The following is a 14,891-nucleotide window of genomic DNA, read 5'->3' as shown; positions in this document are numbered from 1 at the left end:
ATTACAGGCGAGCGTCAATGTACTCTGCAATAGCCAGGCTCGCCGTAAGACCCGGTGACTCAATGGCCATCAGGTTCACCAGCCCCGCTATGCCATGCTGCGCAGTAAATTCGATAACAAAATCACTGCTTTGTTGAGCGCTGAGCTTGGGTCTAATGCCAGTGTAGTCTGGTACTAAACGGCTGGAGTCTAGCTCTGGCCAATAACCTTGGATAGCCGCGGCAAATTGCGCTTTATTGCTGTCGTCAAAATGATAGTCGATGCCATCAATATACTGGGTGTCTGGGCCAAATTTGAGTTGTCCAGCTAGGTCTAAGGTTGCATGTACGCCTAAGCCATGCTCGTTAGGCAGCGGATATACCAAGCTGGTAAATGGGTGTTTACCTTGGTAGCGATAGTAGCGGCCGCGACAATAAAATGCTTTGGCATTGCTGGAGCAGCCGCTGCCGCCCGCAATTCGCTTAAGCACATTGGGCGCTTCCAGCCCAGCGGCATTAATCAGGGTGTCACAGCGGATGTGGTAGTCTTCATCATGACAGCGCAGCTGCAAGCTGTGCTCAGCGGCTTGACGGGTGGTTGCAACCAACTCGGTGTGGCTTGCAAACACGCCGCCATTTCCTTCTATTTGTGATAACAATGACAGCATAAATTGGTGGCTATCAAGGATCCCGGTGGATGGCGAGTAAAGCCCTGCGGTCATGTTTAAATAGTCCAGCTGTTGCTGCTCTGTTGGGCTTAGGTAGCGGACATCCGTTACGCCATTTTGTTGTGCTTGGCGATAAACATTGGCCAGTTGCTCGGCCTCCGCTGGACTGCTAGCGATAATGTATTTGCCTATGGGTTGCGCTGCAATGTGGTGGCGCCGACAATGCTCGTATAACAGTGCTTTGCCGCGTATGCATAGCTGATGTTTAAGGCTTGCGGTAGGGTAATAGATGCCGGCATGGATCACTTCACTGTTGCGGCTGCTACTGTGCTCGCCAAAACGTGCTTCTTTGTCGATGACGATGACCTGTTGCTGAGCGCTGAGTTTAGCTGCAATAGCAAGCCCAACCACGCCACCACCGATGATAATGGTATCTACTTTGTCCACATCAGCCCTGTTTGACTATTTTCGATGACCCTAAAGATACCCTGAAACACTGAGTAATCATACCGCAAAGTGGCGAGAGCATTATTTTTTCGGCTTTTCTCGCTGCATCAGTAAGATGGTCAGGTATATCTTGGTCGGCAACGAACAAATGAGACCAACGGCGATGCAGCCAGCACCTAAAATAAAGCCATTGGGTCCCAGCTGCTTCAGCCATTCAGTGGTTAAAATGGTGTGGCCGGTAAAAATTAATACTAAACCGACGATGATAACCAAGTGTAAAGGCCATAACTTATGTGGTCGCTGCAGCATTGAGTTAACCTCAAGATTATTTGGTATAACTCAATAATCGCGTATTTATTAAGGCAATGGTTTGCTGTGGATCAAACGCTAACGCGAAACCACCGCGGCCGTCATTCTTGAAATACAGCAGAGCTCGTTAGCACTATTGGTGATCCGCACCTCCCATACCGAGGAGCGCTTGCCTAGGTGAACCGGTTTGGCAACAGCGGTTAACACTCCGCTGCGAGAGGCCTTTAAGTGGTTGGCATTAATCTCTTGACCAACGCAATAATACTGACGGGTATCAACCACAAAGTTGGCGGCATAACTGGCCACTGTTTCAGCCAGCGCCACATTCGCCCCACCATGAACCATGCCTATTGGGTTATGGTGCTGTGGGATCGCTGGCATCGTTGCCACAAGGTAATCATCACCTATTTCACTTATTTCTATGCCCAGTGTTTGCATCAAAGAGCCTTTACCATTAAGCCCTTTATCCAACTGCTTACACATATCTAAGGTAATAGGCGCAAACCAAATCGACATCGTACTTCCTTTATTTTACTGATTATTGTGGTTGCTACTTTGCCTGTTTTTAATCTGGGATGCCAGTAGGTAGGATGGTCGGTGTTTAGGGTGGCAGTGCTATGGGCAATAAGGGGCGACAACGTCACCCCCATCCTGCTACAGCATTTGTCGTAAGACATACTGTAATATACCGCCATGCTGGTAATACTCCCACTCTTTGGGGGTATCAATACGAATGTCCGCGGCAAACTCAATTTCTTCACCATCGGGCTTGGTGGCCGTTACCACTACCTCTGTTGCGGTATCGTAAATGCCCTCAATGGTAAACTCTTCTTCACCATTGAGACCAAGCTCCTCGTGGCCTTGATCGGGTTTGAACTGTAATGGCAAGACACCCATGCCAATTAAGTTGGAGCGGTGAATTCGTTCGTAGCTTTTCGCTAACACCGCTTTAATGCCTAATAGCAATGAGCCTTTTGCTGCCCAGTCACGGGAAGAGCCTGTACCATACTCACTGCCAGCCAGCACCACTAACGGCGTATTGCGCTGCTTATAGTGCTCAGCGGCGTCGAAAATACTCATTAGTTCACCTTCTGGCAGCAATCGTGTAATACCACCCTCAGTACCAGGTGCTAACTGGTTACGCAGGCGCACATTGGCGAAGGTGCCGCGCATCATTACCTCATGGTTACCACGACGAGAGCCATAGGAGTTAAAGTCGGACTGCTTAACACCCTGTTCTTGCAGGTATTCACCCGCTGGTGCGGTGGCTTTAATATTACCTGCAGGCGAAATGTGATCGGTGGTCACAGAGTCACCTAGCTTGGCTAAACAGCGAGCACCACGAATACTTGGAATGCCTGGCGGCTCTTTGCTCATATCATCAAAGAAAGGCGCTTTGCGAATGTAGGTGGAGTTATCCTGCCATTCATACTGCTCGCTTTCATTGACCGCGATTTGTTGCCAGTGCTTATCACCCTGATAGACATCAGCATAGTTTTTCTGGAACATTTCTTTGGTTACGGTTTTTGATACTAGCTCACTGACCTCACTGACCGATGGCCAAATGTCTTTTAGGTAAACGGCTTTGCCCTCTGCGGTTTCACATAAAGGTTCGTTATAAACATCGATGTCAGTGCGCCCCGCTAGTGCATAGGCAACAACCAAAGGTGGTGAAGCCAAGAAGTTCATTTTTACGTCTTGGTGGATCCGGCCTTCAAAGTTACGGTTGCCAGACAGTACTGAACTCACCACCAGTTGATGTTTCACAATGGCATCGTTGATTTCTTTTGGTAACGGTCCTGAGTTACCAATACAGGTGGTACAGCCGTAGCCCACTAGGTCAAAGCCAAGTTCGGCTAAGGGTGATAGTAGTCCAGACTTTTCTAAGTAGTCTGTTACCACTTTAGAACCCGGTGCTAATGAGGTTTTAACCCAAGGCTTAGGTTTTAGCCCAAGTTCTTTGGCTTTTTGTGCCACCAGACCTGCCGCTAAAATTACGCTGGGATTAGAGGTGTTGGTGCAACTGGTAATGGCGGCAATTACGCAGGCGCCGTCTACGAGTTCGAATTGTTGGTCTTTATAATTTACTTTACCAACTCCTAAGGTCGCGGGCTCTTGTTGATCCACTTTCGATGCGCCACCTTCTGCAACCGTTCGACTTTCATCTTGATCGGCTTCAGCTTCGGTCTTTTTCTCACTGCGTTCATGTTGGAACTCGCCCATGTGTGCACTAATCACACTGCCGGCATCATCCAATGGAATGCGGTCTTGGGGCCGTTTAGGGCCAGCTAGGCTTGGCACGACAGTACTTAAATCAAGGGTTAGAACGTCAGTGTACAACGGCTCATCACCGGGGTTACGCCATAGGCCTTGGTGTTTCGCATAGCCCTCAATTAAATCGATTTTTTCATCATCGCGATTGGTTAAACGCAGATACTCTAAGGTTTCTTCATCGATAGGGAAGATACCGCAAGTGGCACCATATTCTGGTGCCATGTTGGCAATGGTGGCGCGATCGGCCAGTGGCAGCTCTGCAAGACCGTCACCGAAAAACTCAACAAACTTGCCTACCACACCATGCTTGCGCAGCATCTCGGTGACGGTTAAGACTAAATCGGTGGCGGTGGTGCCCTCAGGAAGCTGACCTTCAAGTTTAAAGCCGACGACCTGTGGGATCAGTAAAGAAATAGGCTGACCGAGCATGGCTGCTTCGGCTTCAATGCCACCCACGCCCCAGCCGAGGATCCCTAAGCCATTGATCATGGTGGTATGAGAGTCTGTTCCCACTAGGGTATCTGGGTAAGCGAATGGCATGCCATCGATGTATTTTTCAAACACCACTCGAGCGAGGTATTCCAAGTTAACTTGGTGGACAATCCCAGTAGCAGGTGGCACCACTTTTAAATTATCAAAAGCGCCTTGCCCCCAGCGTAAAAATTCATAACGTTCTTTATTGCGTTGGTATTCTAATTTGGCATTGAGATCAAATGCGCCATCATGACCATATTCATCCACTTGCACCGAGTGGTCGATAACCATTTCAGCAGGTGAAAGTGGGTTAATCTTGTTGGGAACACCGCCCAGCTTGGCCATGGCGTCACGCATGGCGGCTAAGTCAACAATTGCTGGCACACCGGTAAAGTCCTGCATCACCACTCGAGAAGGGGTAAATGCCACTTCTTTGCTGGGTTTTTCTTCCGGCTTCCAGTTGAGTAAGGCGTCAATGTCTTCTGCTTTGACGTTTTTGCCGTCTTCATGACGGAGTAAGTTTTCTAACAGAATTTTTAATGAGAAGGGGAGACGGGCTGCTCTGTCGCTCAGCGCCGGTAATGAATGGATATGAACTTGACGGTCACCTACCGTGAGCTGCGTCAAGGTGTTATACGTATTACTCATGATTAACCCTTTCCTTTGTTATAATGCAGGGACGGCTGCATGGACTGTACCAACTTAGTTGTTGATGTTTTTTTGTACTTAATTAGTCCTAGTGGCGAAAGGGCCATTTTTCAAGCTATCAGTGCACATTAGTGGGTCTGATGTGCACTTTTATTGGTAATAAAGCGCTTTTATGGTGGCTGCTGTTAACCAAATGAGATGGGTTTACGGCCTGTATTTTTGTCAACCTGTGTGTAAGATTTACCTTGTTTCTTACTTTTTTTCTTACTGCTGGCCTTTTCTGGCTGCGGCGTAGCAACCGCTCGCGGTTGGGGAGTGGCATCGGGCGATAGCGTTAAATGAAACTCGTCACCATCAAAATGAAGAATATCGCCAGAATAGATTTTTCTGCGCTTTTGCTGGCAAAGTTCGTGATTCACCGCCACATATCCTTCTGTGATCAATAACTTTGCATGGCCACCGGTCTCAGCTAAGTCGAGCACTTTGAGTAAATTACAAAGCTCAATGGGCTCTTCTTCTAACTCAATTTCAATAAAACCATCTTCCACTGTGTGCTCCAAACTTTTCTGTCTAACCGAATACTAAGGACTAGTATATAAAATTCCAGTACCAAGTGACGAACAATTTTTGCAGCGATCCCATCACCTATAGATAAGCTTATAGCATTGCAGGGGGCTTATATCCCTTTATTGTTACTTTATATGATACGCTACATGAAAAAATGTGGCTTTAATCAGCATAAGTTAAGGAAAACAAATGAGAAACTTATTCGCTCTTTCCCTATTTCTATTAAGTGGTTGCAGTAGTGCACCAACACTGCATATTTTTGAGGCTGGGCTAAAACAAAAAAACAAAGAACAACTATTAGAGCAACTCGAGCAGCATGAAATTAATTACCGCTTCACTCGTCTCCCTGTGCCGAAAAAATATCAGGGAGCACGCTTAAATATCTCTCCAATGGCTACCACTGAGCCTTGGATCCTAAAAGTAGAAAACATAGTGCGAAGCATCGGCTTTAATTCGGTTGTGATCTCTGAGTTTAACACTGAAGGACATCGCTATACGAGCAACAATGCTGGCCTCTATTTAGTACAGAGTAGGGAGCTGCAGGAACTGCCAAACTTATTATTTGCTCATCAGTGTCAGGATGATTCCATTCAACTGCGCCTGTTTCCCGATGGTAAATGGCAGCAGATTGGGACGAGTTATCATGGTCATTGGCGCTATGAAAAAAACCACTTAACACTGAAGTGGTTACCAGAGGAAGCAAGTTACCCAATGCAACAAGTGTATCGGGTGCGCGACCATACGATTCAGACCTTGCAAGGACCAAAACCGGCTAAAACGTTTTCAAGAATGACAAAAGGCTCGTGGCCTATTCCCTTGTTTAATTGTGATTTGCAAGTGATATTGGCTGATTAAGAGGAGCAATGCGAAGTTTTTGTGGCGCTCCATGGCCCTAAAAATAAGCCGGTGAACAGGAACCAAACCGGCTAAACTGAGTGAGTATTAATCGCTGAGTCGTGATACCACAAAGTAAGGATTAAGGTATTCTGCTTTTTGGTTATAAAGCAGAGGGCTACCATCCAATTGTGTTACTGTGGCACCGGCAATAGCGGCCACGGCATGACCGGCTCCGGTATCCCATTCGCAGGTGGGACCTAGCCGTGGATAGACATCGGCTTGGCCTTCTGCGACTAAGCACAACTTTAGTGAACTGCCTTTTGGCACCATATCCACTTGCTCAAACCGCTCTAAGTAAGCAGCCAAGTCAGGCGATGGATGAGAGCGAGAGCCAACCACCTTAATGAGCCCTTGATTGGGTTTGTGCGTCACTTTTAATTCAATTCTGGCTTCGCCCATTTGTTTAAATGCGCCAATACTTTGCTCAGCTAAGTAACTTTCATTCAGTGCAGGAGCATGCACCACGCCTAGGATCGGCTTGCCATTGTCAATCAGAGCGATGTTAACGGTGAACTCACCATTTTTTTTGATAAACTCTTTTGTGCCATCAATTGGATCGACCAGCCAATATTGTTGCCATTGTTGGCGCTCTTGCCAATCAATGCTGGCGTTTTCTTCACTTAAAATCGGTAACTGTGGGGTCAGCTCAGATAGACCTGCAACGATGATTTTATGGGCTGCCAGATCGGCATCGGTCACCGGGCTTTCATCTTCCTTATACTCAACGGTAAAGTCTTTGGCATAAATTTCCATGATAGCATCGCCGGCGCGAATGCTGAGGTTGAGTACTTCTTCTAGCAGATCCGTATGATTCATGTGACTTACCCTATGATTTTGCGTGACTGTAAATAGTTTATTAGTTGTTGCACAGACGTGTCTAACGAATGTTCAGCTGTATTTAAACATATTTCAGGGCGAATAGGGGGTTCATAGTCAGAATCAATGCCGGTAAAGTGTTTAATTTCACCGGCTCGCGCTTTTTTATACAGACCTTTAGGATCACGTTGCTCACACACTTCAAGCGGGGTATCGAGAAACACTTCAATAAACTCAGCGTCGTCGACCAGAGCCCGGACCATGTCGCGCTCGGCTTGAAACGGCGAGATAAATGCCGTCAGCACCATCAGTCCAGCATCCACCATCAGCTTACTGAGTTCACCTACGCGGCGGATGTTTTCCACGCGGTCGGCATCGCTAAACCCTAAGTCTTTACATAAACCATGGCGAACGTTGTCGCCATCTAACAAGTAGGTATGCACACCTTGCTCATGAAGTGCATGCTCTAAGGCATTGGCAACCGTGCTTTTGCCTGAGCCTGAGTATCCGGTGAACCATAAAATACAAGGCTTATGACCCTTGATCTCGGTGCGTTGCGCTTTATTTACAGCATAGTTATGCCAAACAATATTTTTGTCCATTATCTACTTCTCTAAAAAGGAAATACCCAAGGGATCACAATCAACACGGTGGCGGAGTATATCAGCGACAAGGGCACCCCCATGGTGACATAGTCACGAATACGATAGTTGCCGGCGCTATACACCATAAGGTTGGTTTGATAGCCAAAGGGTGAGATAAAACTCGCCGATGCCCCAAACGCCACCGCCATAACAAACGGTAATGGGTCAACGTTAAACCCAGAGGCTAAAGCAAATGCCACCGGGAAAGAAAGTGCCGAGGCGGCATTATTGGTAATGAGCTCGGTAAACACCACGGTCATGACAAAGATGGCAATAAATGCGCCATAAGGGCCAAAGTCGCCCAACAGCCATAACAAACCCGAGGAAATTTCAGCGGCGAGACCAGTGTCGATCATCAGCTTAGCCAGCCCGATGGCACTGCCGACAATGGCCACTAATTCGATGGGAAAACGTCGTTTCATTTCAGGGACTTTGATGGTGCCTAGTAACACTAGCGCCGCCAATAGCACCATTAGGCCTTTTACTAGCGGCACAATACTAAAGATGCTTAACCCCACTACCGTAGCAAAGCTAGCCAGTACGGTGTTCGATTTCGTGGTGGAGAGGTGGGTCTGTAAATCTAACCCTGAAATATAAACGAACTCCCGCTTTAAGTTGGGTAGGGCATAAAAGTCGCTGCTAGGGGCGAGGATCAACGAGTCTCCCGCTTGAAGTTGCACTTGCCCTATACCGCCTTGGAGACGGTCATGGCCGCGGCGTACAGCGATAATAGCGGCATGGAACTGCTCACGGAAACGGATTTCCTTGATGGTTTTGCCTAAAAAGCGTGACGATTGACTGACCACTACTTCGACTAAGTGCTCGACATCTTTCTCGTGCTTATCGTGAACAATTTTAAGGCCATCAAAGCGCTGTAATAGTGGAACTGAGTTAATATCTCCGACAAATAACAGAAGATCGCCCGCTAGAATTTCTTGCTGGGGAGTAACGGCGCAAATGCGTCTATCACCGCGAATAATTTCAGCTAAGAAGATATCTTTGAGATCCCTCAAGCCATTCTCTTCTACGGTTCTACCCACCAATTTTGAGCTTGGTTCAACTCGGCCTTCTAAATAGAAAGGCACCACTTCATCGTCATTTTTACCATTATCTGGCAGGTACTTTAGCATCACCGTGATGGTGATAAGTCCGACGATTAATACCGCGGCACCCACTAAGGTAAAGTCAAAAAAGCCCAGTGGTGCCATGCCTGCCTCAACGGCAAAACCATTAACGATTAGGTTGGTGGAAGTACCTATCAAGGTCAAAGTGCCGCCCAGTATCGCCGTATAAGAGAGCGGCAACAGTAGTTTCGAGGGGGCATGAGTTTTACTTTCTTTGACGGTGGTGATGAGCGACGCCACGACGGCAGTATTATTGGTAAAAGAAGACAAAAACGCCGTTGATAATCCCAGTTTCAATACCGCTTTGGCAAGACTGCCTAGCGCCATAGACTGTGCGAGTTTTCTCACTAAGGTGGTCTTTTCAATCGCGATGGAGACTAAAATCAACAAGACTAGGGTGATCAAAGAGGGGTTGGCATAATTCACTAACATCGACTCAAGGTCAATCAGCCCAGTTAGATAGCTCGTTGCAATGGCGCCAGAGAAAAGCCACGCAGCGTTAATCCGTGTGGCAAAAAGGCTGATCACCAAAGCGAGCATAATGCCTGTTAAAATGACTTGTTCCAAAATCATGTCAATCCTCAACTAACAGGCATTCGTGCACGTTAGAGTTTTGTAATATCAAGCGCTTGCCAGTGTGGGAAGTGCTTACGTACCAAAGCATTAAACTCAACCTCAAAATCGCTAAATTGCGTTTTTGCTGCATCTGATTGCGCTTCGACTTGCTCTACCATGCCGGCCCCTATGGTCAGGTTTGACAGGCGGTCGATAAGGATAAATGCCCCCGTTTGTGGGTTATTGATGTACTCGTCGATAACCAAGCTTTCGCTTAGTTCAACAGTCACAATCGCAATTTCATTAAGCGCTAGGCTATCGGCACTGCCATGTTCAAGGGTATTAACATCAATGGTGTGTTTTATTTCCTTGATAGTGGCGGTGGTCTTTTTGCTACCTAGCTTAAAGTTATAGCTTTTGCCAAGCTCTAATGGTTGCTCATGCATCCAAACCAGTTTTGCCGTCAGTTGGTTACTCACTTTAGCACTTGAGTCGGCAGCGACAATGACATCACCGCGGCTGACATCCACTTCATCATTTAAAGTAATGGTGAAAGCTTGACCGGTTTCTGCCGTGGTGAGGTTACCATCGAATGTCACTAATTCTTTGATAGTGGACGTTTTCCCAGAAGGAAGCACTTTCACTGCCTGTCCTACGGTTAAACTACCAGAGCTCAGCGTGCCTTGGAAGCCACGAAAATCAAGATTAGGTCGCACCACATACTGCACTGGGAAGCGCGCTTCAAAGCCATGGTTAGGCTCCGCAGCAGGAGAGTCTTCCAGTAACTCTAATAAGGGTTTATCCTGATAATAAGGAGTGTGCTCTGAAGCATTAACGACATTATCGCCTTTTAGCGCTGAGATGGGCACAAAGCGAATATCTGTTACGTTTAGCTGCTCGGCAAACTTTAGGTAGTCGGCTTTGATTTTCTCAAATACCTGCTCATCAAAGTCGACGATGTCCATTTTATTCACGGCAACAACAAACTGTTTAATCCCCAGTGAATCACAAATAAAACTGTGACGCTTAGTTTGCACTTGCACACCATAACGGGCATCGACCAAAATAATCGCGACATCGCTAGTCGAGGCACCGGTTACCATGTTGCGTGTGTACTGCTCGTGCCCTGGGGTATCAGCAATAATGAACTTACGTTTCGCGGTTGAAAAATAACGATAAGCCACATCAATGGTAATGCCTTGCTCACGCTCAGCTTGGAGGCCATCTACCAATAAGGCAAGATCCAGCTCTTCACCAGCATTACCGACCTTTTCGTTGTCTTTGTGCAGCGCTGCTAACTGATCTTCGTAGATCATGTGGCTGTCGTGGAGCAGGCGACCAATCAGAGTTGATTTACCATCATCAACACTACCACAGGTCATCATCCGCAATAGGCTTTTATCTTGTTGGCGAGCTAAATAGTTCTCTATGCCTAATTCTCTTACTTCATTTGCCGTTGACATTAGAAATACCCCTCACGTTTTTTCTTCTCCATGGACCCTGCTGAATCATGGTCGATAACTCGGCCTTCACGCTCTGATGACGTGGACAATAACATTTCTTCGATAATCCCAGTGAGACTATCCGCTTCTGACTCGACGGCGCCGGTAAGCGGGTAGCAGCCTAGCGTTCTAAAGCGCACCGACTTCATTTCTGGCACTTCACCTTCATGCAGAGGCATGCGGTCGTCATCTACCATGATCAGAGTACCGTTTCGCTCTACTACAGGGCGTGGTTTCGACAAATACAAAGGCACAATTTCGATGTTCTCTTGGTAAATGTATTGCCAGATATCTAATTCGGTCCAGTTTGATAATGGGAAAACGCGAATGCTTTCACCGGCATTAATTTGACCGTTGTAGTTGTTCCACAGCTCTGGACGCTGGTTTTTCGGATCCCAGCGATGGTGTTTGTCGCGGAACGAGTAGACCCGCTCTTTTGCTCGCGACTTTTCCTCGTCACGACGAGCACCGCCAAATGCGGCGTCAAATCCGTACTTGTCTAACGCTTGTTTAAGGCTTTGAGTTTTCATGATGTCAGTGTGAGTGGCTGAGCCATGAGTAAAGGGGCCAACGCCCATCGCCAACCCCTCAGGGTTTTTATGTACGATAAGCTCAAAGTTGTACTCTTTTGCTAAACGGTCGCGAAACTCTATCATTTCACGAAACTTCCAGTCGGTATCGACATGCAGCAAAGGAAATGGAATTTTGGCAGGGTAAAATGCTTTACGCGCCAAATGCAGTAAAACCGATGAGTCTTTACCAATCGAGTACAACATCACCGGGTTTTCGAATTCTGCGGCAACCTCGCGAATGATCTTGATACTCTCCGCTTCTAATTGCTGGAGGTGAGTTAAAGCCATGTTTATGTCCTACTAATAAAATTAACTATCTTGTCCAAAGCTATGCGACTTGCGTCAGTGGTTGTGCAAAGCTACTCACTTGCTGTTCCTTATTGAACCAAGCCAGTTCTGCGTGCAATGACGCCACTTCACCAATAATAAGTAGCGCTGGAGACTGTACCTGATGCTCAGTGATGGTCTCTGCCAACTGCTCAAGCTGGGTGGTGATCACGCGTTGTGATTTTCGGGTGCCATTTTCCACAATCGCCACCGGAGTCGTTGCAGCGCGGCCATGGGTGATCAGCTGCTGCTGAATATGTGGCGACTTTATTACGCCCATATAAATCGCTAGAGTTTGGTTGGGTTTCGCTAAGCTGGCCCAATCCAACTCTTGGCCTTCTTTTTTGCAATGCCCGGTAACAAATTGAATTGCTTGAGCATGATCGCGGTGCGTTAGTGGAATACCGGCATAAGCACTGCACCCAGCAGCTGCCGTGATCCCTGGCACAATTTGATATTTCACGCCATGAGCGGCTAATACTTGCACTTCTTCGCCACCGCGGCCATAAATAAACGGGTCGCCGCCTTTAATGCGACAGACTTTTTTACCCTGCTTAGCAAACTCAACCAACATCTGATTGGTTTGTTCTTGCTTGACACTGTGGTGGCCTGCTTTTTTACCCACACAAACTAGGTCGGCATCGCGGCGCACCAATTCTAAAATTTCATCTGAAACTAAATAATCATAAACTACAACATCGGCTTGCTGCATCAACTGCAGTGCCTTTAAGGTTAAGAGTTCAGGGTCGCCAGGTCCTGCACCGACAACGTACACTTCTCCTTCAGGTTCAGGCTGAGCTGAGAGCATCTCATTGAGTAAAGCTTGTGCTCGAGAATCATTACCCGCCTGAACCTCACTGACTACGCTGGAATCAAACACTGACTCCCAAAACTGACGGCGGTCAGCAAAATGGTTGAAACGGGCTTTCACTTTATCTCTAAAACTGCCCACCAGTTGTGCCAGCGGGCCAATATGTTGTGGGATTAAGGTTTCCAGTTTTTCTCGTAATCTGCGTGCCAATACCGGAGCCGTGCCCGCGCTAGAGATAGCAATAGTGATGGGGTTACGGTCGACAATGGATGGAAAGATGAAACCACATTTGGGCTGGTCATCGACAACATTTACAAATAAGTTACGAGCTTCGGCCTGTGCAGCCACCTGTTCGTTCACTGCGTCGTTGTCGGTAGCGGCAATAACCAGCATGACGTTATCAAGATCTGAGTCGATAAACTTTTGCTGACGGAGAGTAACCTCACCTTGTTCGGCCATCGATTGCAGTTCTTGGCAAAAATCGGGCGCTACTAAGGTGACATTGGCCTCGGCTTTTAAAAAGGCACGACACTTACGCAGTGCAACATCTCCACCACCGACAACCAACACGGGTTTATTTTTTAAGCGGGTAAAAATTGGCAAATACTGCACAGTGACCTCTCACGCATTACGCTCTTATATTAATATCGGTAACACTGACCGAAACGTTATTGCTGCAGCATATAGAGGAGCATGAGTTTAAAAAAATAATTAAAACCGAACTTTTATAACTAAAAGTTATATTAACGGCGGGCGTGTTGCTTTTTGAGGCTACACAGTAGCTTAGTGACTAGCAATGTCACCAAAGCTTGATATAGTCTTTGGTTATGAGGTATGCAAATCCGCTAAACTGAAGCGATGAGTGCAAAACAGTCGCAAGTAACCCTAATTGCGGACAATTGTCCTATTGCTTGCTGCTGCGATGATTTTAACTGAGGGCTGTAGCCATGGTAAAAGGAACACAATGAATGACTTTAGTTGCAGACGCCAAGCTGGCATTAAGTTTGATGGATCTGACATCGCTGAACGACAATGATGATGAACACAGCATCACCGCATTAATAGACAGCATTGACCCTGAGGTTGGACTGCCTGCGGCAATTTGCGTCTACCCACAGTTTGTGGGCCTAGTAAAAGCGCAGTTGCAACAAAAAGGCTGGTCAGCGATTAAAGTGGCGACAGTGACCAACTTCCCCTCTGGAGCCGAGCCTTTAGCACAAGTTTTAGCGCACACGGAGCAAGCCATTGCAGCAGGTGCGGATGAAATTGATTTAGTGTTGCCCTATCAGCAGTTTATTGCCGGCGACCCAGATACGCCATGGCAGTATGTGCATTCGAGTAAGGCCTGCTGTAACGGTCGCGCTAAGCTTAAAGTAATTATCGAAAGCGGAGTGCTGGAGAAGAGCAAAACCATTGAAGAAGCGACCACTTTGGCTATTGTTGCCGGCGCAGACTTTGTTAAAACCAGCACCGGTAAAGTCGCCACCAACGCCACACCAGAGGCCGCAAGCGCGATGCTTAAGGCGATAAAAGCCAGTGGTAAACCGGTGGGCTTTAAGGCGTCCGGTGGGGTAAAATCAGTGGCACAGGCACAAACCTATTTACAGCTTGCCGCCGACATCATGGGGCCACAGTGGTTAACTCCAGCAAATTTCCGCTTTGGTGCTTCGAGTTTGCTGCAAGATATTACCGCGGTTGTGAATGCAAAGGTATAGTGAAGCTGAGAAGTTAAAACTAGAGCATGAAGCAGCGAAGCTGTTTCTGCGCTGTTATGAAAGTCAATTTGGCGTGCACATGCGCCACATTTGGCATAACGAACCCAACAAGCCAGATGTCAGTTGTTATCAAGGTAAGCAGCAGTTAGACATAGAAGTGGCACACTTCTATGCCAGCGAAAAAGAAGCAATGGCGGTCCTTGGTCGGCCATTGTCCCTGCCTATTCAGCTTGAGCTGGCGAAAATGACTCAGGCGGCCAGTGAGGATCGTTTGTGCATCGGTTTGCAGAGGTTGCTCAACCAAAAAGCAAAAAAACGCTATGATTCTGAACGCGTCTGGTTGCTGATCCGCAACGCCAGCCCCATCTATCATTTTAGCGACTTTGAGAACTTAAAAGCGACTTGGGAAATACCGGATTGTCACCCCTTTGAGCAAGTCTGGGTGCTGTGTGACTTTTATAAAGGCGGCTTACTGAGACTTTTCTAGTAACACCTAAGCAAGAAGTTGGGATTAATTGCCACTTTGCATATCTTTTACACTTGTTTTCGTTTGCTTCGTCAGT

The 14,891-nt window shown here is 47.2% G+C and carries 14 protein-coding genes; 3 read left to right on the top strand and 11 right to left on the bottom strand.

The features are described from left to right. Nucleotide 1 precedes the first annotated feature (1 nt). The 5 genes from R3P39_RS12370 to R3P39_RS12350 form a co-directional block, all read right to left on the bottom strand. Nucleotides 2-1,093 (bottom strand): NAD(P)/FAD-dependent oxidoreductase, encoded by a 1,092-nt coding sequence (locus R3P39_RS12370; RefSeq protein ID WP_336567819.1) that lies wholly within the window; start codon nucleotides 1,091-1,093, stop codon nucleotides 2-4. Nucleotides 1,094-1,174: 81 nt separating this feature from the next. Continuing rightward, nucleotides 1,175-1,402 (bottom strand): hypothetical protein, encoded by a 228-nt coding sequence (locus R3P39_RS12365; protein ID WP_336567817.1) that lies wholly within the window; start codon nucleotides 1,400-1,402, stop codon nucleotides 1,175-1,177. Between the two features lie 78 nt (nucleotides 1,403-1,480). Continuing rightward, nucleotides 1,481-1,918, bottom strand: a complete 438-nt coding sequence (locus tag R3P39_RS12360; RefSeq protein ID WP_336567816.1) for a PaaI family thioesterase — start codon at nucleotides 1,916-1,918, stop codon at nucleotides 1,481-1,483. A gap of 138 nt (nucleotides 1,919-2,056) precedes the next feature. Next, nucleotides 2,057-4,798 carry an aconitate hydratase AcnA gene (gene acnA / locus R3P39_RS12355; RefSeq protein ID WP_336567815.1) on the bottom strand — a complete coding sequence of 914 codons (2,742 nt, stop codon included), beginning with the start codon at nucleotides 4,796-4,798 and terminating at the stop codon, nucleotides 2,057-2,059. Between the two features lie 185 nt (nucleotides 4,799-4,983). Continuing rightward, the gene (locus tag R3P39_RS12350) at nucleotides 4,984-5,346 is read right to left on the bottom strand and encodes an RNA-binding S4 domain-containing protein (protein ID WP_336567813.1); all 363 of its coding nucleotides are present in this window, start codon (nucleotides 5,344-5,346) and stop codon (nucleotides 4,984-4,986) included. 208 nt (nucleotides 5,347-5,554) lie between these two features. On the opposite strand from R3P39_RS12350, the gene R3P39_RS12345 reads away from it, so the two are divergent. After that, nucleotides 5,555-6,220 (top strand): hypothetical protein, encoded by a 666-nt coding sequence (locus tag R3P39_RS12345; protein WP_336567811.1) that lies wholly within the window; start codon nucleotides 5,555-5,557, stop codon nucleotides 6,218-6,220. An 87-nt stretch (nucleotides 6,221-6,307) separates the two neighbouring features. Here R3P39_RS12345 and cysQ read toward each other — a convergent pair whose 3' ends face one another. Genes cysQ through cysG form a run of 6 tightly spaced genes read right to left on the bottom strand, consistent with a single transcriptional unit; the run spans nucleotide 6,308 to nucleotide 13,225 of the window. Beyond that, the gene (gene cysQ / locus R3P39_RS12340) at nucleotides 6,308-7,078 is read right to left on the bottom strand and encodes a 3'(2'),5'-bisphosphate nucleotidase CysQ (protein WP_336567810.1); all 771 of its coding nucleotides are present in this window, start codon (nucleotides 7,076-7,078) and stop codon (nucleotides 6,308-6,310) included. A 5-nt stretch (nucleotides 7,079-7,083) separates the two neighbouring features. Continuing rightward, nucleotides 7,084-7,680 (bottom strand): adenylyl-sulfate kinase, encoded by a 597-nt coding sequence (gene cysC / locus R3P39_RS12335; RefSeq protein ID WP_336567809.1) that lies wholly within the window; start codon nucleotides 7,678-7,680, stop codon nucleotides 7,084-7,086. 11 nt (nucleotides 7,681-7,691) lie between these two features. Further along, nucleotides 7,692-9,416, bottom strand: a complete 1,725-nt coding sequence (locus R3P39_RS12330; protein WP_336569311.1) for an SLC13 family permease — start codon at nucleotides 9,414-9,416, stop codon at nucleotides 7,692-7,694. Nucleotides 9,417-9,451: 35 nt separating this feature from the next. After that, nucleotides 9,452-10,864: a sulfate adenylyltransferase subunit CysN gene (gene cysN / locus R3P39_RS12325; RefSeq protein ID WP_336567807.1), complete on the bottom strand. Its 1,413-nt coding sequence runs from the start codon at nucleotides 10,862-10,864 to the stop codon at nucleotides 9,452-9,454. Further along, nucleotides 10,864-11,763, bottom strand: coding sequence for a sulfate adenylyltransferase subunit CysD (gene cysD, locus R3P39_RS12320; protein ID WP_336567806.1), 900 nt, complete (start codon nucleotides 11,761-11,763; stop codon nucleotides 10,864-10,866). Before cysD ends, cysN begins: the two co-directional genes overlap by 1 nt. 40 nt (nucleotides 11,764-11,803) lie before the next feature. Next, nucleotides 11,804-13,225 (bottom strand): siroheme synthase CysG, encoded by a 1,422-nt coding sequence (gene cysG / locus R3P39_RS12315; protein ID WP_336567805.1) that lies wholly within the window; start codon nucleotides 13,223-13,225, stop codon nucleotides 11,804-11,806. A 356-nt stretch (nucleotides 13,226-13,581) separates the two neighbouring features. Here cysG and deoC point away from each other — a divergent pair, with 356 nt between their 5' ends. Together deoC and R3P39_RS12305 are read left to right on the top strand one after the other, a co-directional pair. Continuing rightward, nucleotides 13,582-14,328, top strand: coding sequence for a deoxyribose-phosphate aldolase (gene deoC, locus R3P39_RS12310; RefSeq protein WP_336567804.1), 747 nt, complete (start codon nucleotides 13,582-13,584; stop codon nucleotides 14,326-14,328). Further along, the gene (locus tag R3P39_RS12305; protein WP_336567803.1) at nucleotides 14,315-14,815 is read left to right on the top strand and encodes a hypothetical protein; all 501 of its coding nucleotides are present in this window, start codon (nucleotides 14,315-14,317) and stop codon (nucleotides 14,813-14,815) included. Before deoC ends, R3P39_RS12305 begins: the two co-directional genes overlap by 14 nt. Nucleotides 14,816-14,891 lie beyond the last annotated feature (76 nt).

The organism is Pseudoalteromonas sp. UG3-2 (assembly GCF_037120705.1).
Taxonomy (GTDB): domain Bacteria; phylum Pseudomonadota; class Gammaproteobacteria; order Enterobacterales; family Alteromonadaceae; genus Pseudoalteromonas.
Note: the sequence above shows the minus strand (reverse complement) of the source record. Positions and strands in the feature narration are given on the sequence as shown.